Origin of the sequence: Prochlorococcus marinus str. GP2 (assembly GCF_000759885.1) — a bacterium.
Classification (GTDB): Bacteria; Cyanobacteriota; Cyanobacteriia; order PCC-6307; family Cyanobiaceae; genus Prochlorococcus_A; species Prochlorococcus_A marinus_J.
Window position 1 is genome coordinate 329,698 of the sequence record NZ_JNAH01000003.1, and the last position, 22,972, is coordinate 352,669.

Annotated in this window: 26 protein-coding genes; 18 read left to right on the top strand and 8 right to left on the bottom strand. The window is 31.7% G+C overall.

Features of this window, described 5'->3' with window-relative positions; translation table 11 throughout:
- The first annotated feature begins 42 nt into the window (after nt 1-42).
- From aroQ to proC, 10 genes are all read left to right on the top strand, one after another.
- Nucleotides 43-483 (top strand): type II 3-dehydroquinate dehydratase, encoded by a 441-nt coding sequence (gene aroQ / locus EU91_RS05850; RefSeq protein ID WP_032524199.1) that lies wholly within the window; start codon nt 43-45, stop codon nt 481-483.
- The gene (locus tag EU91_RS05845) at nt 484-1,092 is read left to right on the top strand and encodes a tRNA-(ms[2]io[6]A)-hydroxylase (protein ID WP_032524105.1); all 609 of its coding nucleotides are present in this window, start codon (nt 484-486) and stop codon (nt 1,090-1,092) included.
- 16 nt (nt 1,093-1,108) lie between these two features.
- On the top strand, nt 1,109-1,864 hold the full coding sequence (cobI, locus tag EU91_RS05840) for a precorrin-2 C(20)-methyltransferase (protein ID WP_032524106.1): 756 nt from the start codon (nt 1,109-1,111) through the stop codon (nt 1,862-1,864).
- Entirely contained in the window at nt 1,864-2,349 is a 486-nt protein-coding gene (locus EU91_RS05835) for a DUF1823 family protein (protein ID WP_032524107.1), read from the top strand. Before cobI ends, EU91_RS05835 begins: the two co-directional genes overlap by 1 nt.
- A gap of 73 nt (nt 2,350-2,422) precedes the next feature.
- Complete coding sequence (der, locus tag EU91_RS05830) at nt 2,423-3,796, top strand: ribosome biogenesis GTPase Der (RefSeq protein WP_032524108.1); 1,374 nt, start codon at nt 2,423-2,425, stop codon at nt 3,794-3,796.
- Nucleotides 3,796-4,710, top strand: coding sequence for an energy-coupling factor transporter transmembrane component T (locus EU91_RS05825; protein ID WP_032524109.1), 915 nt, complete (start codon nt 3,796-3,798; stop codon nt 4,708-4,710). Before der ends, EU91_RS05825 begins: the two co-directional genes overlap by 1 nt.
- An 18-nt stretch (nt 4,711-4,728) precedes the next feature.
- On the top strand, nt 4,729-4,995 hold the full coding sequence (locus tag EU91_RS05820) for a PII-interacting protein PipX family protein (RefSeq protein WP_032524110.1): 267 nt from the start codon (nt 4,729-4,731) through the stop codon (nt 4,993-4,995).
- A 3-nt stretch (nt 4,996-4,998) separates the two neighbouring features.
- On the top strand, nt 4,999-5,634 hold the full coding sequence (locus EU91_RS05815) for a YggS family pyridoxal phosphate-dependent enzyme (RefSeq protein WP_032524111.1): 636 nt from the start codon (nt 4,999-5,001) through the stop codon (nt 5,632-5,634).
- A gap of 144 nt (nt 5,635-5,778) precedes the next feature.
- Nucleotides 5,779-6,351, top strand: a complete 573-nt coding sequence (locus EU91_RS05810; protein ID WP_032524112.1) for a cell division protein SepF — start codon at nt 5,779-5,781, stop codon at nt 6,349-6,351.
- 7 nt (nt 6,352-6,358) lie between these two features.
- Nucleotides 6,359-7,171, top strand: a complete 813-nt coding sequence (gene proC / locus EU91_RS05805; protein WP_032524113.1) for a pyrroline-5-carboxylate reductase — start codon at nt 6,359-6,361, stop codon at nt 7,169-7,171.
- Here the strand turns inward: proC and EU91_RS05800 are convergent.
- The 4 genes from EU91_RS05800 to hpf all read right to left on the bottom strand — a co-directional run bounded on the left by EU91_RS05800 (nt 7,168) and on the right by hpf (nt 10,457).
- Nucleotides 7,168-8,334, bottom strand: a complete 1,167-nt coding sequence (locus EU91_RS05800) for a glycosyltransferase family 4 protein (protein ID WP_032524114.1) — start codon at nt 8,332-8,334, stop codon at nt 7,168-7,170. The genes proC and EU91_RS05800 overlap by 4 nt on opposite strands.
- An 85-nt stretch (nt 8,335-8,419) precedes the next feature.
- On the bottom strand, nt 8,420-9,205 hold the full coding sequence (gene recO, locus EU91_RS05795; protein ID WP_032524115.1) for a DNA repair protein RecO: 786 nt from the start codon (nt 9,203-9,205) through the stop codon (nt 8,420-8,422).
- Nucleotides 9,206-9,865 carry a deoxyribose-phosphate aldolase gene (locus EU91_RS05790; protein WP_032524116.1) on the bottom strand — a complete coding sequence of 220 codons (660 nt, stop codon included), beginning with the start codon at nt 9,863-9,865 and terminating at the stop codon, nt 9,206-9,208. It abuts the gene before it with no gap.
- A gap of 7 nt (nt 9,866-9,872) precedes the next feature.
- On the bottom strand, nt 9,873-10,457 hold the full coding sequence (gene hpf, locus EU91_RS05785; protein ID WP_032524117.1) for a ribosome hibernation-promoting factor, HPF/YfiA family: 585 nt from the start codon (nt 10,455-10,457) through the stop codon (nt 9,873-9,875).
- Between the two features lie 44 nt (nt 10,458-10,501).
- Between hpf and lipB the strand changes: the two genes are divergently transcribed.
- The 5 genes from lipB (at nt 10,502) to queA (ending at nt 16,338) form a co-directional block, all read left to right on the top strand.
- On the top strand, nt 10,502-11,152 hold the full coding sequence (gene lipB / locus EU91_RS05780; protein ID WP_032524118.1) for a lipoyl(octanoyl) transferase LipB: 651 nt from the start codon (nt 10,502-10,504) through the stop codon (nt 11,150-11,152).
- 31 nt (nt 11,153-11,183) lie between these two features.
- The gene (locus EU91_RS05775; RefSeq protein WP_032524119.1) at nt 11,184-13,127 is read left to right on the top strand and encodes an AMP-binding protein; all 1,944 of its coding nucleotides are present in this window, start codon (nt 11,184-11,186) and stop codon (nt 13,125-13,127) included.
- Nucleotides 13,128-13,165: 38 nt separating this feature from the next.
- A complete protein-coding gene (locus tag EU91_RS05770) occupies nt 13,166-13,609 on the top strand; it encodes a YlqD family protein (protein WP_032524120.1) in 444 nt (147 codons plus the stop codon).
- A gap of 218 nt (nt 13,610-13,827) precedes the next feature.
- On the top strand, nt 13,828-15,195 hold the full coding sequence (locus EU91_RS05765) for a dihydrolipoamide acetyltransferase family protein (protein WP_032524121.1): 1,368 nt from the start codon (nt 13,828-13,830) through the stop codon (nt 15,193-15,195).
- Nucleotides 15,196-15,201: 6 nt separating this feature from the next.
- Nucleotides 15,202-16,338: a tRNA preQ1(34) S-adenosylmethionine ribosyltransferase-isomerase QueA gene (gene queA / locus EU91_RS05760; protein ID WP_032524122.1), complete on the top strand. Its 1,137-nt coding sequence runs from the start codon at nt 15,202-15,204 to the stop codon at nt 16,336-16,338.
- On the opposite strand, the gene cysK is transcribed toward queA, so the two are convergent.
- The 4 genes from cysK to rpsD all read right to left on the bottom strand — a co-directional run bounded on the left by cysK (nt 16,328) and on the right by rpsD (nt 20,721).
- Entirely contained in the window at nt 16,328-17,314 is a 987-nt protein-coding gene (gene cysK / locus EU91_RS05755) for a cysteine synthase A (RefSeq protein ID WP_032524123.1), read from the bottom strand. The genes queA and cysK overlap by 11 nt on opposite strands.
- A gap of 84 nt (nt 17,315-17,398) precedes the next feature.
- Nucleotides 17,399-18,868 (bottom strand): PLP-dependent transferase, encoded by a 1,470-nt coding sequence (locus EU91_RS05750; protein ID WP_032524124.1) that lies wholly within the window; start codon nt 18,866-18,868, stop codon nt 17,399-17,401.
- Between the two features lie 3 nt (nt 18,869-18,871).
- Nucleotides 18,872-20,035, bottom strand: a complete 1,164-nt coding sequence (locus EU91_RS05745) for a trans-sulfuration enzyme family protein (protein ID WP_032524125.1) — start codon at nt 20,033-20,035, stop codon at nt 18,872-18,874.
- Between the two features lie 77 nt (nt 20,036-20,112).
- The gene (gene rpsD, locus EU91_RS05740) at nt 20,113-20,721 is read right to left on the bottom strand and encodes a 30S ribosomal protein S4 (protein ID WP_011817920.1); all 609 of its coding nucleotides are present in this window, start codon (nt 20,719-20,721) and stop codon (nt 20,113-20,115) included.
- A gap of 95 nt (nt 20,722-20,816) precedes the next feature.
- Between rpsD and yidD the strand changes: the two genes are divergently transcribed.
- Genes yidD through EU91_RS05725 form a run of 3 tightly spaced genes read left to right on the top strand, consistent with a single transcriptional unit; the run spans nt 20,817 to nt 22,914 of the window.
- Nucleotides 20,817-21,053 carry a membrane protein insertion efficiency factor YidD gene (yidD, locus tag EU91_RS05735; protein ID WP_032524126.1) on the top strand — a complete coding sequence of 79 codons (237 nt, stop codon included), beginning with the start codon at nt 20,817-20,819 and terminating at the stop codon, nt 21,051-21,053.
- 5 nt (nt 21,054-21,058) lie between these two features.
- On the top strand, nt 21,059-21,361 hold the full coding sequence (locus EU91_RS05730) for a glutaredoxin family protein (RefSeq protein ID WP_032524127.1): 303 nt from the start codon (nt 21,059-21,061) through the stop codon (nt 21,359-21,361).
- Nucleotides 21,362-21,369: 8 nt separating this feature from the next.
- A complete protein-coding gene (locus EU91_RS05725; RefSeq protein ID WP_032524128.1) occupies nt 21,370-22,914 on the top strand; it encodes a UDP-N-acetylmuramoyl-L-alanyl-D-glutamate--2,6-diaminopimelate ligase in 1,545 nt (514 codons plus the stop codon).
- The last annotated feature ends 58 nt before the right edge of the window (nt 22,915-22,972 follow it).

A 22,972-nucleotide genomic window follows, 5' to 3' on the forward strand; every position in this document is an offset into this window, starting at 1 on the left:
TTCTTTCTAGATAGCATTTGTAAAGAAAAAACTTTATTGATGATGAATATTTTATTGATAAATGGACCAAATCTAAATCTTTTGGGCACTAGAGAACCTGAAATATATGGTAATAAAACATTGATTGATATAGAAAAAGATTTGATTAAAGTTGCTAAAGAAAAAAGTATTAATCTTGAATGTTTTCAAAGTAATCACGAAGGAGAAATAGTAGATAAAATTCAGACGTCTGTAAACAATATCCAAGGTGTTCTTATAAATGCTGGCGCTTTTACTCATACCTCGATTTCTATTCGTGATGCTTTAATTGGATCAAAAATTCCTTTTGTAGAGTTACATATTTCAAATATTTTTAGTAGAGAAGAATTTCGTAAAGAATCTTTTCTTACAGATAAAGCTATAGGAATAATCAGTGGATTCGGAATATCAAGTTATTCCTTAGCTCTTGAAGGAATCATTGGTTATTTAAGTAGTAGAGATTAAATGCTAGTCGATTTTAAAAGGCCTTCTTCTCATATTAAATATTTATACTCATTAACCTCAGATGAGTGGATCCAACTCGCATTATCTAATCCAATAGACATTCTTATTGACCATGCTCATTGTGAGAGAAAAGCAGCAGGAGTGGCTATTCAATTGATGTTCAGATATCCATCGGAACCAAATCTCGCAGAAGTTCTAAGTCCAATAGCGAGAGAGGAATTAGAGCATTTTGAAAAAATACTTTATTTTTTAAAGGATCTTGGACATTCTCTTGAGTCCCTAAAACCACCTCCATATGGTGCCGAATTGTCCAAGAATATAAGAAAGGAAGAGCCCGATAGAATGCTTGATAGTTTCTTAATCGCAGGACTTATTGAAGCAAGAAGTCATGAAAGATTAAGCTTGCTTGCGCTTAATTCTAGAGAAGAATCTTTTAAAATTCTTTATGAATCTTTGCTTGAGAGTGAGGCAAGGCACTTTGGAATTTATTGGAAACTAGCGCAAACTAAATTCTCTAAAAATCAAACTTTCAAAAGGCTAGATGAGTTGTCCGAAATTGAGTCAGAAATTCTTGCTGAGACTTGTACGATGCCAAGGGTCCATAGCTAGAAATAATAAATTTCGAATGTTAACAAAAAAATTTTTTACAGTATTTAAAGGTTATAAAAGTGATTCAACATCATTAACAATCGTTGGTGTTGGCCCTGGAGATCCATCGCTTTTAACAATTGCTGCTGTTGATGCAATAAAAAAGGCGAAAGTTATAGTTTTTCCAATATCAGATGATAATAAAAAGAGTTTCGCTGCAGAAATAGTCAAGAAATACACCAAATTTAAAAAAAATATACCTATCATCTTTCCAATGGCTAGGGAGGATTTTGATCCAGATGAAATATGGTCTAACGCAGTAGAAAAAATTGTGAAATTTATAAAAAATGGTGAATCAGTTGTTTTACTTTGTTTAGGAGATACCTCAATATTTGCAAGTTCTTCTAATATCTTGAGGTTAATAAAAAAAAATCATGCGGAAATTATTACCAAAACCATACCTGGTATTTCCTCAATTTCAGCAGCAGCAGCTTTGAATGATTTTGATTTAGTTAAAAAAGGCGAGACCTTGATTATCAAAGAATGTCCTTCTTCAAAATCAGAATTGGCATCCCTAATATGTGAAAGTAAGGGGAATAAAACGGTCATGGCCATTATGAAAGTTGGGAAAAGATGGCATCTAATTAGGGATATTTTAAAAAAAGAGGATATCATCGATAAATCATCAATAGCTTTAAATGTAGGTATGCCTGATCAAATTATTCAATATGCATCCCAATATAAAAAGGATTTTATGCCTTACTTTTCTTTGATTTTGATAAGGTTCGATTAATGCAAAAAAAAGAAAAATTCCTTGGTCATCAATTTAGATGGCCAATATGTAAGGAACTATTATTTCTTGTTCTTGAAGATCGGGTTAGTGATGTTTTTGTTTGTGAATTGGTTTGGGAAAGACTTTTTTATACTAGAGAAATAACGCAAAATAATTGGGTTTCTAGTGAATTAACTCCTTCTTATTGGTCAGAAAAATTTGAAAAAGCCCCTCAAATCATTTCAGAGCGATCAGCCTCAGTACATTTGACTCGATCAATTCCAAAAGAACATAAACAGGGATTGAAAAATTTTCTAAATTTTAAAGGTTACAAGATTAATGAACTTTATCCAAGAAGAACTAGAAGAGCTACCGCAGTAAATTGGTTGATTTATTGGGCTATTGAAAATAATTGTTTTTCAAATGATAATGAAGTAATCCCCAGTCCCAGTTCACCTCCTGTTAATCCAGCAAAAGGGCATTTTGGTGATCCAGAAATCAAATGAAATTTTTAAATAAGGTAAATAATTGTATTAAAGGTATAGTTGTAATGAAAACTACTTTCTTTGGAGAGAAGAATTGATTCTTCCTACAATAGCAATTATTGGAAGACCTAACGTTGGAAAATCTACCTTGGTTAATCGTCTTTGCCAAAGTAATGATGCAATAGTATTTGATAAACCTGGTGTTACAAGAGATAGAACTTATCAAAATGCATCATGGGGAGGTAAGGAATTTCAAATAGTAGATACTGGAGGTTTAGTTTTTGATGATGATAGCGAATTTCTCCCAGAGATAAGAACACAAGTTTTCTTGGCTCTCGAAGAGGCTTCATTAGCATTACTCGTGGTAGATGGAAATCAAGGTGTTACTGATGGTGATTTATCAATAGCAAAATGGTTAAGAAATTCAAGCTGCAAAACAATTGTTGCCGTTAATAAATGCGAATCGACCACTCTTGGAATCTCTTTGGCTTCAGAGTTCTGGAAATTAGGATTGGGCGAACCTCTACCTGTTTCCGCTATTCATGGTTCAGGTACTGGGGATCTTTTAGACCTAGTTATTGACGAGCTTCCTGATAATATTATTCAGGATGAAGAAGAAAAGATAATGATGTCAATTATTGGCAGGCCAAATGTTGGTAAATCTAGTTTGTTAAATTCAATCTCTGGTGAGAAAAGAGCAATAGTTAGTGATCTTAGTGGAACGACAACTGATTCAATAGATACTCTTATTAAAAAAGGTGATCATCAATGGAAAATTGTTGATACAGCTGGAATTAGAAGAAAGAAAAATGTTAAATACGGTACTGAATTCTTTGGTATAAATAGGGCTTTTAAATCTATTGATAGAAGTGATGTTTGTGTATTAGTTATAGATGCTATAGATGGAGTAACTGATCAAGACCAGAAGTTGGCTGGGCGAATAGAGGAACAAGGCAGAGCTTGTATAATTGTTGTTAATAAATGGGATCTTGTAGAGAAAAATAGTTCAACAATTTATCAAGTAGAGAAAGAACTAAGATCTAAACTTTATTTTTTACACTGGTCAAAAATGATTTTTATTTCTGCCTTAACTGGTCAAAGAGTAGACAATATTTTTGAGCATGCTCTAGATGCGGTAAATCAACATAGAAGAAGAGTTACAACATCTGTTGTTAATGAAGTGCTTAGAGAATCAATTAGTTGGAAAAGTCCTCCAACGAAGAGAAGCGGCAAGCAAGGTAGGCTTTATTATGGCACACAAGTAAAGAACAAACCTCCCACTTTTACTCTTTTTGTAAATGACCCTAAATTATTCGGAATAACCTATAGAAGATATATTGAAAAACAAATTAGAGTAAATTTAGGCTTTGAAGGCACACCTCTCATTTTACTTTGGAGAGGAAAACAGCAAAGAGAGTTAAATAAAGAAGTTCAAAGAGAAAATATTGAAATAATTCAAAAAGATTAATGAATTTACTTACCAAATTTCCAGTTGGTCAATACGTCTATGGCAATAGAAGTTGGCTAAGAATTATTGATAGTAGATTAAAAATTATTATAGTGATGATATTTCTAATCACTCCAATTTGGGCAGGCCCTATTTGGAGGTTAAGTTTAGTGTGTAGTTTACTATTAATTACTTTTTTAAGTTTGTTACCAACTCGAGTTTGGTGGAGATCATTATTTCTTCTCTCATGCTTATCTTTATTAATTGGATGTATATCAATACTGGCTTCTGCAGATATTCAATCTCTAAATGGTTACTTAAGAAATCCTAATGAGATTGAAGTAGCTTTGGAAAACTATAAAAATTGGAATATTTTGCAAATTCCTTCGCAGAAGATATGGTTTATGAATTTTGGTCCATTCAACTTATCAAGAAAATCTCTTGAATTAGGCATAAAAACCTCTACCTTGATATTTACTGTTATTCAAAGCGTTAATTTGATGCTTTTATCCACATTGCAAGAAGATATTGTGTGGGGATTAAGTTGGTTTCTATACCCATTGAGAAAAATTGGATTGCCAATAAATAAGTGGCTTTTTCAGTTATTAATTGCATTACGTTTTATTCCTTTAGTACAGGAAGAATTTCAAAATCTAATTAAATCTGCATCGGTTCGATCAATAAATTTCCAAAAATTAGGATTTAAGAAATTCTTTAGTGTCTTTTTAATTTTTATAGAAAGGTTATTTCAAAATATATTGCTGAGAATTGATCAAGGAGCAGAATCATTGCTTTCAAAAAAAGAAATCAATATAAAAATAAATAGATTTAGAATTTTTTATCCTTATGGGTCTCTCAATGTAATTGTTAATACATTATCGATATGTTTTATTTGCATAGCAATTTTTCTTAGAAAACTGTATGGTGCATTATAAATAACACAATATTGTAGTTTGAGTTCAGAACGTTATTTAAACCACCCAACATTTGGCATGTTGTACCAAGTCTCTCCAGGAAATGATGGAAGAGATATTTATGCGACTTTATATGCCCAAAAAATGTTTTTTTCAGTTGAAGTTAGACAGAGAGAAGTTTTTTTTGAAGTCATACCTTATTTAGATGCTAGAAGTCAGGCCGAATTAAACCTTCAAAAAGCAAGAAGAAAAGGATCTGAAGAGCTAACTAAATGGGAGAATTTATTCACACAAACTTTCTTATAAAAAGTGAATCTTTCAAATTATTTAAAATTAAAAAATAAAATCCCATCAAATGTAAATATCCTTGCAGTGAGTAAAGGATTTAAAAGTCAAGAAATCAAGACTATTCAAAATATAGGTCAGAATGATTTTGGTGAGAGTAAGTTTCAAGAAGCATATGAGAAACAATTAATCCTTAAAGACCTTCAACAAATAAATTGGCACTTTATTGGACGAATACAAAGTAACAAAATAAGGAAAATAGTACAAAATTTTAAATATATTCATTCAGTAGATTCATTTGAAAAATTGCATAAGATTTCAAATATTTCATGTGAAGAAAAAAAAAATCCATTGATAATGTTGCAGGTTAAATTTAGTAATGACCCTAATAAAGGAGGTTTTAATCCTGAACTTTTAATATTGAAATGGAGAGAAATTCAAGAATTAAAAAATATTTCAATATCTGGTTTAATGACTATTAATCCTAAAGGAATAAGCTCTAAAGAAAATTTAGAATTGTTTAAAAAATGTAGATCACTTGCCGATTCACTTCAACTGCCAGATTGTTCAATGGGCATGTCAGGGGATTGGCAGGAAGCGATTGAAGCTGGTTCAACTTGGTTAAGATTAGGATCATTGATATTTGGAGAAAGAGCCTAATAATTTTTATAAAAATCCAATATTAAAACTTGCAGTAAAGGACAAGTAACGTTATTTAAGAATAGGTAGTTTTTTCATTTCAAAAATGAATCTATTACTTTAGGTTTTTAAACCTTAGTAATCAATTTCAAGAGGATTTAAAAGGTGTCACTTATTTCTAAATTAAAAGCAGTTGTTGCAGGGGATGAGTATCTCGAAGATGATTTTGATGATTTAGATTATGCATCAGAAGATGAATTAAATGAAATTAACGATTTCAAACAAGGTTCAAGAAATTCAAATGCTCTTGCAAATTCAAATCCGTTCGATTTTATGAATAACAATAGATCATCAAAAGTGGTTGGAATGCCAGGTATCTCAAACTCAACAGAAGTAAGTTTAATGGAACCTAGAAGTTTTGATGAAATGCCTCAAGCCATACAAGCATTGAGAGAGAGAAAAACTGTAATTCTAAATTTAACTATGATGGATCCTGATCAGGCCCAAAGAGCAGTTGATTTTATTGCTGGGGGAACGTATGCAATTGATGGGCATCAAGAGAGAGTGGGTGAAAGTATTTTTCTTTTTGCTCCAAGTTGTGTAAATGTAACTAGCTCATCTCCAGAAGAAGCTTCTCCTTCTAATGTGCCTTCAAATAGTAAACCAAAATATAGTTTGGGAAATAACACAGCTCCTGAACCAGCATGGGGTGATTCTAAATTAAGTGCTTTTTCATGACTAATCTGTGACTCATAAAATTGCGATTATTGGTTTTGGAAATATTGCAAAGGCTATAGTTACGCCTCTATTAGATAAAAAATTAATTCAACCAGAGAATGTTTATTGCGTTGTTAATTCAGAAAAAAGTCTAGAAAATATAAAAAAAAATTATAAATATAAAATTAATGTTTATAAATCAAGTTCTAAAGACTCAAAAGTAATTTGGGATTGTCAAGTTAAACTACTCTCTATAAAACCGCAAAATTTTAATGATATAAGTGAGCTTCATGATATTAAAGGGAAAGACAGTTTATTAGTTTCAATTCTTGCAGGAGTTTCATTAAATAGACTAACTCAAAAATTTCCAAATCATAAATGTGTGAGGGTTGTTACAAATATTCCAATAACTGTTGGAAAAGGTTTAACAGGAATTGCATGGGGTGAAGAAATTACAAAAGATCAGAAACAAATGACAAAAAAATTATTTGAAAATACTAGTAAGGTATACGAATTTTCTGAAGATTACCTTGATACATTTTTAGCATTAACTTCATCAGGGCCAGCAATAATTGCTTTGATTATTGAAGCATTAAGTGATGGAGGTTTGAGTGGTGGATTACCAAAAAAACTTTCAGAAGAACTAGTGATTGAGATGATAATTGGAACTATCATTTTAATTAAAGAGAGTAAAATAACTATTTCGGAGCTTAAAAATTTAGTCACTTCTCCAGGTGGGACAACTATTTCTGCTTTAAGAGTATTAGAAAAAAAGAGTATAAGGTCAGCATTAATTGAATCAATAGTTTCAGCTAGTAATAGAAGTAAAGAGTTTCGTTAGGTTTTATAATTATCTTTTAAGTTCATATAGACATTCTCAAGCGAATTTATATTTTTAGTAATTGTATATCTCTCAATTACTCGTTCTCTAGCTTTTTCACCAAGATCTTTTGTAAATGAAGGATGTTCCACAAGAATTGGAATTATAGTTTTTAGCTGTGCTGCTACATTATCAGTTGAAATTACTATTCCTGCTCCTTTATCTAAAACTTCGCCATCAGCTCCGGCATCTGTAGCTATACAAGCAGTACCAGCTGACATTGCCTCTAAAAGTGATAGTGATAAACCTTCTACTAAACTTGGTAAGAAAAACACTTCTGCTATTTGCATTATTGCTATCCTAATTTCTAAATCTAATTCGGCACCCCACCAAATTAATTTCTCATTGCCAAGGTTAGAAAAACTATTTTCAAGTGTTGGCTTCATTGGTCCATCACCAACAATAACTAATTTGCAATTTTGAGTTTTTGTTTGGCGCCAAGAACGTAAAAGTGCCTCGATATTTTTCTCATTTGCAATCCTTCCCATATATAAAAAGATTCTTTCGTTTCCAAGTTTGTTTTTTACTTGATCATATTTTTTACTTTTTTCGCCAAAAGGTTTCCACATATTTTCATCAACGCCGTTTGGAATAATTATTTGTTTTTCTTTAGGTACTCCTAATTTCTCAAGAACATTTTTTTGAGGTTCAGAAAAAATTATTACTTTATCGAACTTTGCTAAAGATGGAGCATAAAGTTGATATGTTAATTGTTGAGTGCTCGCAGTTAGATTTCTATTTTTAGCATCAAATGGTGGATGAAATGTTCCTATAAGAGGAACATTAATTTCATTACAAAGCTCTGGAAGTCTAAAGTCTAAAGGAGATAAAGTTAGGCTAGCATGTACTATGTCAGGTTTTAATTTTTCCAATGATATCCTTAGCTCTTTTTCTGCCCTTGGCGAGGGTATTGTATAAACTTGAGATTTAATTAAATATGGGAGACTTACATCAGGATCATTTGCAAGAAATAATGGGTTTGATGAATTTGAACTAGAGGGATTGTCGAAATGAATAAAGCTAATTTTATGACCTCTGGCCTTTAATTCCTTAGTAGTTGAATTACCATAAGTTACATTTCCACAAAAAGGGGATTTTTTCCCTAACCAGGCAATATGAACCACATTAATTGAATTAACTATTTATAAAGTTAACAGTTAGAGCTTCGATAATCATAATTTTATAATTTATTAATGGTTCATGAAAATGCTAACTATATATTTCTCTCAACATTTTTAGTGAAGATAGCTCCTTCTCTAATTGAGTAGAGATCCATGTCTCAATAATGAATAATATTTTGAGCCAGACTTTTTTGGGACCCAACAACTCTCCATTAGATTTTATTGGTAATTCTGGGAAAAGAAGTCTCTGTAATAGAGCGACTTCAGATGCATTTATTTTTAGATTACTTTGAGGATCTTCTATGGATGAAAACCCTTCACTTGGCAAATAATAACAATTCCACTCCCAATTCCCTAAAGGTGGAATAATAGGTTCTCCAGTTTTACAACAATGATGAATTGGTAAATTAATACCCCCGATGGCTAATAGATGGATTAAAGATTGAATACTCATTGAGAGCATTTTAATATCTTCTTCTTGAGACTCTTTATATAAATAAATTCTATCAAGATGTGCAAGAACGCAAGATAAATAGTCTTGTTGCTTGTCATTATTACCTACTAATAAAAATGTTAATTCAGTTATTGCTTGTGCGGCTGCAAGACATTCAATATTTTTTCCTAGACCAGAATAGCTTTTTAATATTTTTATTTGACGTACAGATTTAAGATTTCTTTTCCCAAAAATCTGCAGACTTAAATATGTTAAAGGAGTAGCTGCGGCAAGACTACTTTTAGGCCGCCTAGCACCAGGTACCGCTAATCTAACAATCCCTTGCTCATCGGTAAGCATAGTTATTAATCTGTCATTCTCGCCTAATGGAGAAGCTTTAATACAGAGACCCTTTAGTCTCCACTCACCAGAACCAGACATTTAAATTAAGTTAACTTCTTCAAAAATTTCACAAAAATTGGAAGTTCCCACGCAACTAATTCCAATATCCAACAAATCAATTACTTGCGTCAGTTTTTTTATGCCACCTACAACTTTGATTTGATTTTGTGAGCCTGTTTTTTTTAGTATTTCGGGGAAATCACTAGATGTAAGAGGAGACCCAAACCCGTCCCCAAACTGAAAATTTTTTATTCCTAATTCCAAACATATTTCTATCGCATTAGTAAAAACTTCTTCTTGTAGTTTTGATTTATTTATGATTATTGAAACTGGTAATCCAGATAATTTAACTTGCTCAATTTCAGCAGCGAAAGTTTCTAAATTTCTTTTGGATAAATTGATAAAGTTTGGGATATATTCAATTCCTTTGGCACCCTTATCTTTTGCAAAACAAACTAATTCTTCAATAAATGAAACTGGTAAATCTGCTAAAGGGTATGAAATAAGTGCGTTTATATTCGCACTGTAATTACCCAAACAGTTTTTAAGATCAGTTAAATAATTTAGTGAAGTAGAAATATTTTTGATATTGTATTTTCTTATTAAATCGCAATTCACACAGAAATCTTCCCACGATAAATAAGGGTTAATAATAATCGCATGAATTTTCTCGTTTAATTCATATTCAATATTGGGCATTTAAAACTTATTTAGATTGAATCAATCCATAACCCCCATGATTCCTTTTATATATAACTTGAAGTTCATTATTTTTCTTGTTTCGAAAAACATAAAAATCATGATCAATTAGATCTAATTGTTTTCTTGCTTCCTCTGATGAAATTGGAGTCATTTCAAAGTATTTATTTTTTATAGATGGCTCAGGCAGACTTGCTTCCATTCCTTCCCTAATTAAAGCTTTATCTAAAAAATTTGATTCCATACTTTCAATTGGTAAAGAATCTTTATTTTTAAATTGTTTATTATGAATTGTTTTATTGTTTCTTTCTTTGTATTTGCGTAATTTTCTACAAAGTTTATTTGAAACTAAATCAATGCTTGAGTATAGATTTTCAGTTTTTTCTTCAGCTCTAATTATGGTACCATTTGCAAAAATAGTAACTTCTGCAGTTTGGAACGAGACTCTTGGATTCTTTTCAATTGAAAGGTGTATGTCAGCTTCTTTAACGATATCCTTATAGTGATGTGTTGCTTTTTCTATCTTTGCCTCAGTATATTCTTTTAATGCTCCAGTGAGCTCAAGATTCTTTCCATGGATTAAAATTTTCATAACAAATCTAAAAATATTTACTTACTTTCTAAATCTACTTAAATATGGATAATAGAACAGCAATAATTAAACAACCTGATAATATTTCTTCTTTTAATGATGTTTATAAATTACAAAAAGAATATCAGGAGGCATTGATTTTAGATAATTCTAAGCCTGATTTTATTTGGATAGGGGAGCATCAACTCTGTTATACATTGGGGAGAGGATCTAATTACGATAATTTACTATTTTCTCTAAATGATGCTGAATATGATGTTTTTAAGATTGATAGAGGTGGTGAGGTAACTTGTCACATGCCAGGACAATTAGTAACGTATTTGGTTTTAGATTTGAAAAATTTTAATAAAGATTTAAATTGGTACTTAAGAAAAATTGAAGAAATTATTATAAAAATCCTTGGAGCTTTTAATATAGATTGTCACTCTAGAAAAGGGTTTACTGGTGTTTGGATAGGAAATAAGAAAATCGCATCAATTGGAATTGGGTGTAAAAGATGGATTACGATAAATGGATTTTCAATCAATGTTGACTGCGAATTAGAAAACTTTAATAAGATTGTTCCTTGCGGAATAGAAAATTGTCTTATGGCAAATATGATTGATTACAACAAAAATTTAAATACTCAAGAAGTCAAGAGAATTGTTAAAAAAACCATCGAGGAAGAATTTAATTTTGATTTTATATCAAAATAGAAATTAAAATTTCAAAATTAATTTAAATAATATGGGTGATTTAGCGTATTGGCCTGCAGCCAAACCTCTTTCTAAAAAAAATACATTTGCCAAAAATAGAGATTTTATTAAGAACCTTGATCATATAGATCAAATTTGGGAAAAATTAAAATTTAAATGTGGTGATACTTTAGCTGTTTGCGATTTAAGAGGGAAATACAAAGAAAAATTTTCTTATTCTGAGCTAGCTGATTTAATAACAAAAGTCTCTTTTTCTTTCGAAAATTATGGTTTAAAAAAGGGGGATGTAGTTACTGTAATATCTGAAAATTCTCCAAGATGGCTAGCAGTAGATCAAGGCTTAATGCGTTTAGGAGCTATAAATGCAGTGAGAGGTATTAATTCTCCTTCAGTAGAATTAGACTATATTATTGGGCACTCTAATTCAGTAGGACTAATAGTTCAATCTAAGGAAATTTGGCTAAAGTTAAACAACAAAGAAGAATTAAAAAAAAGACTCAAATTTATAATCAATTTAGAAGATGAACAATTTGAAAGTTTAATAAGTTGGAGTACATTCATAAGTTCAGTAGAAAAAGAAAATTCACAAAATAATAATCTTGAAAAATTTAATCCAGAAATTGATGACGTCGCTACTATTCTTTACACTTCTGGGACAACCGGAAAACCTAAAGGTGTGCCTCTGACTCATGCAAATTTTTTACATCAAATAATCAATTTAGCCTATATCGCTGATCCAGAACCAGGGACCTCTGTATTAAGTGTTTTGCCTATCTGGCATTCTTATGAGAGAAGTGCTGAATACTTCTTTTTTTCATGCGGTTGTTCTCAATACTATACAATTCCAAAATTTCTTAAAGATGATATTACACAAATAAAACCTGTTGTCATGGCTACTGTACCGAGACTATGGGAAGCAATACATGATGGTTTTTTTCAGGCTTTGAAAAAAATGCCTTCCAAAAAGCAAAAACTTATTAAGTTTTTGATAAGTAATAGTTCGGTTTTTAAAAGAAGTCTTAGAAAGATAAGAAATATAGATATAAAACAAACAACTTTTAAATCAAAAATACCTTTACTGGGTTCTGTTATTAGCCGATACCCTTTACATAAATTGTCTACTATTTTTTTATGGCCGAATATTCTTAGACAACTATGCGGAGAAAAACTGAAATTTCCCATCAACGGTGGAGGTGCATTGCCAGAACATGTAGATCTTTTTTTTGAATCTTTAGGTGTAGATGTTTTGGTGGGATATGGCCTCACAGAAACTAGTCCAGTATTAACTTGTAGGAGAAGAGAATTAAATGTTAGAGGATCATCTGGGCAGCCTCTTTCATTTACTGAAATCAAAATAGTGAGTGATGATAAAAAAAAGATTCTGAAGTTCAGAGAAGTCGGGAAAATTCTTGTTAAGGGGCCGCAAGTAATGAAAGGTTATCTTAATAATGAAATAGCTACAAATGATGTTTTATCCAAGGATGGTTGGTTTGATACTGGTGATTTAGGTTTTCTAATACCAAATGGTTCTCTCTTTATAACCGGAAGAGCCAAGGATACAATAGTGCTATCAAGTGGTGAAAATATAGAACCGAATCCCCTAGAGACTGAAATTCTTAGTTCTGAATTTATTAATCAGATTCAATTAGTAGGACAAGATAAGAAATGTTTAACAGCTCTCGTAGTTCCTAATGTCGAATTGGTTAAAAGCAAGTTTTTGGAAGAAGACCTTCCAAAATTAAACCTGAATAAGAAAATTGGTACATTTTTCAAATCACAAATTAATAATTTGCTTAAAAGTCGATTAGGAGCAAGATCAGAAGAACAAATATTAGATTGTTATTTTGTTGATGCCTTTACTCTAGAAAATGGGTTATTAACACAAACTCTTAAACAAAAAAGAAAAGAAATAGAAAAAAAGTATTCATTACAAATAGAAAATATGTATGAAAACAAATTTAGTAAGAAAATTTGATTTGTTCTATCTATATTGAAAAGGTAAATTAATTTTTTATGGAAACAAAAAACTCAATATCTATAAAGCGCTCAATAGCTATTAAAGCTGTAGTTACACCAACTTGGAAGGAAGATGCTGAAAAAGAATTAAGTAAAGCAATTTCAAACATTGATCGGCAGTTATCGCAACTGGAGCAAGAGGGGCAGCAAATAGTAAATAATATTAGATCCCAATCGGTTAATCCCCTAGATCCAAGAGTTCAAGAACAGGTTAGTCAGGTGCAACAACAAGTCGCAGCAAAACGAAATGAAATTGAAGAACAAAAAAGAAATCTTCTTCAACAACAGAGTCAAGTTCGCGAATTAAAAATGGACGAAATTGTTGATCAAGGGCAAGTGGATAGTTTCTGTGATGTCACTGTGGGAGACAATCTTATTGAAAAAATGCAAGTATCGATTACGGTTAAGGATGGAGTTATTCAATCTATAGATAATAATTAAAGAGAAGATTTAGTATTTTTGATAAATATAAGTAAATCTTAATTTCGAAAAGTTTTAAATTCTAATCGATCTAAATTATTACTTTCTTAAGTTTTAAGAGTTCCCACTGTGAACATGATTTCGTATAATTAAAACAAGAGTTTAAAGGGTTCTTAACCATAAAAACTTTAGGAAGTTTGGTAGAAATCCCTTGAAACTTATGCAATAACAATTTTCTTATGTCTCACGAAATATTCATGCCTGCCTTGAGTTCTACTATGACAGAGGGCAAGATTGTGGAATGGTTGAAAAATCCAGGAGATAAAGTCGAAAGAGGTGAATCTGTCTTGGTTGTTGAATCTGACAAGGCAGATATGGATGTTGAATCTTTTCAAGATGGATATCTTGCGGCTGTTTTAATGCCTGCTGGCAGCACTGCACCCGTAGGAGAGACTATCGGTCTTATTGTAGAAAATGAGGATGAGATAGCTTCTGTTCAAGAACAAAATAAAGGAAAACAACCCGAAGTTTCTAGTTCGGATCAACTTGAATTGGTAAGTAATAAAACTGAAGAAAAACCTGTGATTCAAAGTGAAATTGTTGAAAAACAAGAAAAAGAAGTCGTATTAAAGAGTGAAAAGCCTGTACCATCTTTTAATACCGATCAAATTAATGCAGCTACAAGTAATGTTTCTTCGAGGGTGATTGCATCTCCAAGAGCTAAAAAACTTGCCTCTCAAATGGGCGTTGATTTAGCAAAGGTTCATGGATCCGGACCTCACGGAAGGATTCAAGCCGATGATATTTTAAAAGCTAATGGCCAACCAGTCTCTATACCATGGATAGGTGAAGGGGGTTCTCCTGCAAGTATACCTGGTGCAAATTTGGAAGTTGAAAGTAAACCAGAAACTTCAGGAAATAGTTTTGGTAATCCTGGAGAAACAGTTCAATTTAATACTCTTCAGAAAGCGGTAAATAAAAATATGGAATCTAGTTTAGAGGTGCCATGTTTTAGGGTGGGTTATTCCATTAACACAGATAAATTAGATAATTTCTACAAAAAAGTAAAACAGAACGGAGTTACTATGACTGCTTTACTAGTAAAGGCAGTTGCAAAGACACTAAAGAAACATCCTCAAGTTAACTCAAGTTTTTCAGAGAATGGAATTTCTTATCCAGAAAATATAAATATTGCTGTTGCTGTTGCGATGGAAGATGGTGGACTAATAACTCCAGTTTTAAAAGAACCATGCAATACTGATTTATTTGAATTGTCAAGGGAATGGAAAGATCTCGTAAAAAGATCAAGATCAAAACAATTAGAACCTGATGAATACTCAACGGGAACCTTCACTTTATCTAACCTTGGGATGTTTGGAGTTGATAGATTTGACGCAATTCTTCCTCCAGGAACCGGTGCTATTTTAGCCATAGCATCATCGAAACCAACCGTTGTTGCTAATAGTGATGGTTCAATATCTGTTAAAAAAATAATGCAAGTAAATCTAACAGCTGATCATAGAGTGATCTATGGAGCTGATGGAGCTTCATTCTTAAAAGACTTGGCTTCCCTAATTGAAGATAAGCCAGAGACTCTTGTCTCCTAAATTTAATTGATTTCTCAAATTAATAATGAAGAAAGAGATTATAAGCTTGAAGCTTATGATTATTTACTTGATCCTTCATTAATTGCTAGTAAACCTTCAGCAATTAGGCATGAATCAAGATTGATGATAGTTAGAAATAGTGTTTTAGAAGAAGACTGTTTAACTAATAAATTTACCAAGAATCTTTTAGATGAATTTAGAGAAGGTGATCTTGTAATTGTAAATAATACTAAAGTTATGAAAGCTAGGTTAAAGGTTGAATTAGAAAATAAGACTTTAGTCGAATTACTAGTTTTAGAAAGATCCCATGAATGTGTTTGGTTATGTTTGGCAAAGCCAGCAAAAAAGTTAAAAATAAATAGAAAATTAAAATTAAAATCTCCTTTGGCACAAGATATTAATTTGATTGTTGATGGAGTTGATGAAGAAACTGGAGGGAGATTTATTAAATTTCCGAAAAATATAACTTGTCTCAATTCAATGAATGAACTTCTTGATAAATACGGGAAAATCCCTCTTCCTCCTTATATAAAAAATTCCGAAGAAGAATCTTTTCATGAGAAAAGTTATCAAACTGAGTATGCAACAAATCCGGGGGCAGTTGCTGCACCAACAGCTGGTTTACACTTAAGCAAAAGTCTTATTTCCAAATTAAAAAAAAAAGGCGTAATAATCTTACCGATAACTTTGCACGTGGGTTATGGAACATTCAAACCAATTGATCAAGAAGATTTAAGTAACTTAAATCTTCACAAAGAATGGGTAAGTGTTAATAAGGAAGTAGTGGAGGAAATAAAAAGAATAAAGAAAACAGATAGAAAAATAATTGCTATCGGTACAACCAGCGTAAGAGCTCTAGAAAGTTGTTATTCTCACGAAATTAATGACTTTATTCCCATAGCTAAATACGTAGATTTAGTAATTAAGCCAGGTTATAAATTTAAGGTAGTTGATGGATTATTAACTAATTTTCATCTCCCTAAAAGTTCATTATTACTTTTAGTAAGTGCAATGATTGGTAGGGAAAGATTATTAGAATTGTATAAAAAAGCCATAAAAGAAAAATTTAGATTCTTCTCTTATGGCGATGCTATGTATATTTCACCAGACTCACTACTGGAGAAAAATAGATTTAGGCATTGACTGGTTCTTGAATGATTCCGCTTGGAACTTCAGTAAACATAATTGATGATAAATACCTCTCTGCTAAATCAGGCAGAACAACTACAATTGTCTTCCCAGCATATTCATCTTGTTCAGCTAATCTAACAGCAGCAGCAGCGGCAGCCCCACAAGATATTCCTACTAATAGACCTTCCTCTTTAGCTAACCTAAGAGCCATCTCGATTGATTCCTCATTTGTTACTTGTTCGACCTTATCAACAATTGATAAATCAAGGTTCTTAGGAATAAATCCTGCTCCAATTCCTTGGATTTTATGTGGTCCGGATTTAACCTCTTCTCCATTCATTGTCTGTGTAATAACAGGACTGTGTGATGGTTCTACAGCTACAGAAGTAATATTCTTGCCCTTCTCTTGCTTAATGTATCTTGAAACTCCTGTAATTGTGCCGCCAGTTCCAACCCCTGCAACTAGGACATCAATTTCACCATCGCAATCATCCCAGATTTCTGGTCCAGTAGTTTTGAAATGAATTTCTGGGTTTGCTGGATTATCAAATTGACCTGGCATGAAATATTGAGATGGATTACTTTCTGCAATTTCTTTAGCCTTAGCTATTGCTCCAGGCATACCTTTTGATGCCTCTGTTAAAACAATTTCAGCACCCAACACTGCCATAACCCTTCTTCTTTCAATTGACATGGATTCTGGCATTGTAAGGATGAGCTTATAACCTCTTGCTGAAGCAGTAAAAGCTAGAGCAATTCCTGTATTACCAGAAGTTGGCTCAACAATAGTTTTGTCTTTTGTAAGTTTCCCACTTTTCTCGGCATCCCAGATCATGTTTGCTCCGATCCTACATTTGACACTATAAGCGGGGTTTCTACCTTCAATTTTTGCAAGTACTGTAGCTTTCGCGTTTTTAGTAACTGATTTTAATTTTACTAATGGAGTGTTTCCAATAGCAAAACTGTTGTCCTCATAAATTTTTGCCATTTATATATTGAGAAAATATATATTAATACTAACTATTATTTAGAAAAAGAGTATATAAGTTTCTATACGGTAAATACTAGGAATTTAGAAATTATTTAGTGCTTCAGAAAAGTTTTTCCATAATTGATCTTGGTCTTCTAATCCAACTGATACTCTAATAAGGTGCGAGGGTACACCAAAACTTTCAGCCCAGTCCAACTCGTCATAATGAGCTAGTAAAACATAAGGACAAACTAGAGTAAATTTTGTACCTAAACTAGGTCCTTTAGATACTTTTAGAGAATCATAAAATTTTTTAGCTTTGTTCAATCCTCCATTTAATTCAAACGATAATAAGCAGCCGTATCCCCCATTAGAAGTAAGTAAAGAATTAAAATTTGGACAATTTTCAGGATGGAAAATATTTTTAATCTCGCTATGAGTCTCTAATCTTTTTTTTAATTCTAAACATGCTTTATTTTGTTCAAAAACTCTTTGATTTACATCTCTACTAACTTTCTCTAGATAAACTATATCTCCATCGGAAAGTATTGGAATATTAATCTCGTTTAATGCATTTCTAAACTGATCAATCCATTTGCTTTTTGGATTTAGTATTAATGATCCGGCAAGAATATCACCACTACCTGAAAAAATTTTTGTAAGTGAAGTAAAAACTATATCTGCATGTTCTATGGAATTTATATTTAAATTCGAACCAATTGTATCGTCAACAATTAACGGAATATTTAGCTTTTTTGCAATTTTTGAAATTTTTTTAATGTTTACACATTTGAGCATTGGATTACTTGGAAGTTCAATAATTAATGCTGATGGATTTATTCTTTTGATTTCTAATTCAATATCCGCGCAATTTTCTTCTGTAATTAACTTTGCTCCGTGAAAGATTTTCATTGGTAATTTAAGTACATCTACATATGGAAAACCAACTTGGAGTGTTGGTTTAGCTGGAAATAATTTATATATGATTTCCAATGATGTATGCAATGCAGACATTCCAGATGAAGTTAAGTGAATTTCATTAGAGTCAATTTTTGTAGATTTAGAAATTCTATTTTTTATTCTTTGAGAACATTCATTTACGTAAGATTTTGGAGGGCAATCTTCAAGACCTAGTTCTATAGCGGCAGCTCTTGAAGATAGACCAAGACCAGTATGTTGCCAAAAATATTTTGCATAAATACTTCCTTCTTTTTCAGTTATTAAGAAAGCTAAATTATTTCTTTTTTCTATTAACGAGAATTGTTCAGAAGTATTTCTATCAATGTATTTTTTAGCTTTAAAAGCTATTCTTTCATTCGGATATGGCCAGATACTTTTATTGTTGTAGTAATTTTGTTTTTTTACTTTTTCGCATAATCTTTTCACTATGGGGTTTAGCCCGAATCGTGGGTAAATGGACTTCAATAAATTCATGCATTCTTGATCTTTTTCCTCGTAATTTATTACATCATTCCAAGTTGGTAATGCTACAGAAACTGCATGAATACTATCAGGAATTGCATATCCCAACTCTAAATTTTTCCATATAGGTTTTTTAAGTAAATCTCTCAATTTTCAGAATTTATTTAAAGCAAATAAAATGTCCGAGATTAAATCGTTTGTATCTTCACATCCAATTGATAATCTGACAAGAGCATCATCTATCCCTAGTAGATTTTTTGTTTTGTCATCAACAGAAGCATGAGTCATCGTTGCAGGGTGACAAATTAAACTTTCAACTCCTCCAAGGCTTTCTGCTAGAGAGAAATATTTGAGAGATTTGCAAAATTTAAAAGTATCCTCTTTATTTAAATTTAATTTTAGGGTGATCATTGAACCTCCAGATTTCATTTGCGATTTTGCTAAATTAAATTGCGGATGCTCTTGATTAAAAGGGTAAATTACTTTACTAATAATTTTATGATTACTTAATTCTTCAGAAATAAATTCTGCACTTTTAGTTTGTTGTTCGATTCTTAAAGGAAGAGTTTTTACTCCTCTCGTAATGAGCCAACTATCAAAAGGAGATGGTTGAAGCCCGAGAGCTTTTTGAGAGAAAAGCATCTTACTATTCCATTCCTCATTATTTGTAAGTACTGCTCCGCCAAGTGCGTCACTATGTCCATTAATGAATTTTGTGGTGCTTACAACCGATAGTGTTGCACCAAGGTCCAATGGTTTTTGAATAAGCGCTGTAGAAAATGTGTTGTCTACAACTACTGGTATTTCGAGTTTATTCGCTTCATCACAAATCGCTTTAATATCGAGTACCTTCAAAAGTGGATTAGTTGGACTTTCTAGCCATATCAAGGTTGGCTCGAAGTTTGAAATCTTTTTGAAATTATCTTCGTTTGTAAAATCTGTGTATAAAACTTCTAGTCCAAATTTCTTGAAAACTTTTTCGAACATCCTCACTGTACAACCATAGAGATTTGACTCGCAGAGTATCTTGTCACCTGATTTTAATGTTGATGAAATTGCAGTTACCGCACTAATTCCAGATCCAAAAACTGTACAGTATTTAGAGTCTTCTATTGATTTAAGGACACTTTCTAGAATTCTAAAGTTTGGATTGCCTGATCTTGTGTAGTCGAAATTATCTTTATTTCCATGTTTGAAAGTAGATGTAGAAAAAATAGGAGGCATAACGCATCCGGTTCTTTCTGCAAATGTTTCCCCATGGTGAATAGATAAGGTCTTAAAACCTGGTTTTTTTGTATTATTTTCCTTATTTCCCATTATTTTTAAAAATAAGAATTAAATTAAATCTCTCATTAAAAAAAATGAGAGATTTAATAATCCAAAGAAAAGTAGTATTAAACTTTTCTTGAATAATATTCAACAACTAGTAGTTCGTTTATTTCAAGAGCCACCCACTCTCTATCGCATTTCCCATTTATTTTCCCCGTTAATTTAGGTTTGTCTAAATCAAGATGAGGTGGGACATTTGCTAAACCAGGGAATTCTATATTACCTTCTACAAGTTTTTTGCTTGCTTTGTTTTCTTTAATTCCGATTACATCGCCTGATTTGCATTGATAACCAGCAATATCAAGAACCTTTCCATTAACGGTTACATGACCATGATTTACTAATTGTCTTGAACCTGGAATGGTACCTCCAAAACCTAATCTAAAACAAACATTATCAAGTCTGTTTTCTAAAAGTCTTAGTAGGTTAGTTCCTGTAGATCCTTCTTGAGCTCTAGCTTTTTTTACATAACGTACTAGTTGTTTTTCAGAAACTCCATAATTAAACCTAAGTTTCTGCTTTTCTTCTAGACGAATTGCATATTCTGATCGCTTGCGACGGGCTTGGCCGTGCTGACCTGGAGGATTAGACTTCTTTGAAGCTTTCCTGGTGAGACCTGGTAGTTCTCCCAAGCGACGCGTAACCCTTAATCTGGGGCCGCGGTATCTTGACATAATTTTAAATTAAATAGAAAATTGCAATAAATTGGATAATTGATTAAATTCAATTAAACTAGTTACTACTGGAAATACTATTTTACATCATTAAAGTGTTCAAAACTATTAATAAATCAATTTCTTCTATACTTCTTTTTATGATTTCGTTCTATCAAAAGTGGTTTTCTCCTTTTTTCGGACCAAGATGTAGATTTATTCCAAGTTGCAGCTCTTATGGATACGAAGCAATTACAAGACATGGTCCTTGGAAGGGAGGGTGGTTAACTTTAAGAAGATTAAGCAGATGTCATCCTTTTACTCCCTGTGGATGCGACCCTGTACCTGATTAAATAGAATGAAAATATTTATTTTTGTTAGGCAGGGATGTTGCCTTTGTGATTCACTAAAAAACAAACTGGCAAAAATAAATCTTAATGAGTTATTCCCCAATCTAGAGGAGCTTAAAGAAATTGATATTGATAGGGTTGATTTATATCAAGATAAATATAAAAAATATGATTATGAAGTACCTGTTATTGCTGTTGAAGGAATTAGTTCCAAGGAAATAATAGAATTGCCTCGCATTTCTCCAAGATTAAAAGATGATCAGTTAAAGAATTGGTTTCAAAAAAATATTAATACTTTTCTTAAGAAATAACTTTTTATATGAGATCTATAAAATTATATAAACTTTTAGATTTGGTAGGAATTATTCCTTCATTAGATTTAATCGATCATGAAATCAATAATATTTCCTTTAATTCTAAAGAAGTACAAAAAGGAACTTTATTTTTAGGTATGTCTGGTTTAAATGTTGATGGAGGAAAATATTGTATTGAGGCAATTGAAAATGGCGCAGAGGCCGCCATTATTGGCCCTGCTGCAAAACAGAAAATTGGATCTATTGATCGAGAAAGGATTTTGGTTATAGAGGATAATTTAGATTATATTTTTGGTCAAATAGTCGCTGAGTTTTGGAATAGGCCTTCAAGAAAACTTAAACTTATTGGTGTTACGGGTACAAATGGAAAAACGACGATTACTTTTTTATTGGAATATCTTTTAAAAAAATTAGGAAAAAAAACTGCATTATTTGGGACCTTATTCAATAGATGGCCTGGCTACTCTGAAGTGGCTTCTCATACAACTGATTTCGCTGATAAACTTCAAAAGAAATTAAATGCTGCTGTTGAGGCAGAATCTGAATTCGCGATATTAGAGGTAAGTTCACATTCTATTGCTCAAAACAGGATATCAGGCTGCGAATTTGAGGCGGCTATTTTTACCAATTTAACTCAAGATCATCTTGATTATCACTCAGATATGGAATCTTATTTTCAAACAAAAAGAAAATTATTTTTCCCACCTTACTTAATAGAAAAGGATGGAATTTCTGTATTAAATCACGATGACCCTTGGATATCTAAATTATCATCTGATCTTGAAAAAGGATCTTCATTAGTCTCGACAAAATTTACTGACAGTGAATTTGAAAATGATGATTTTTTTTTCGTAACAGAAAAAAAATTTACTGATAATGGCTCAACCTGCATTTTTCATACACCCAAGGAAAAAATTAAACTTTTTGTTCCACTTGTTGGTGAATTTAATTTAATGAATGCGATTCAAGCGATAACAATTTTGTATAAACTTAATTTTTCTTTAAAAGATTTATCAAAGTTAATACAATCTTTTCCTGGTGCTCCTGGGCGAATGGAGAAAATAGAAATTGGTAATGATAACGTTTCAAGATCACTTCCAACAGTAATTGTTGATTATGCCCATACGCCTGATGGATTAAAAAAAGTTTTGCAATCAATTAAAAAACTTTGTACGGGAAAACTCATAACTGTTTTTGGCTGTGGTGGAGATCGAGATTGTAGTAAAAGGTCTTTAATGGGATCAATAGCTGAAGAGTTTTCTGATAAACTTTTTATAACATCAGATAATCCAAGATCAGAAGAACCGCAAAAGATAGTAAATAATATTTTGATGGGTATTAAAAAAAGAGAAAAAGTAACAATTGAGATTGATAGATTTAAAGCAATAAATGAATCTATTAAATTTGCCAATAAAGAAGATATTGTTTTAATTGCAGGAAAAGGACATGAAGACTACCAAATTCTCAATAATAAAGTTATTAATTTTGATGATAGAAAAATAGCTTATAAATTATTAAAAGAAAAAAGTAATCTCAATAAAATTTCCTAATCAAATAAGAAAGATCTTTACGCAAATCACAAGAAAAGTTTCTTAGAATAAATAGAGT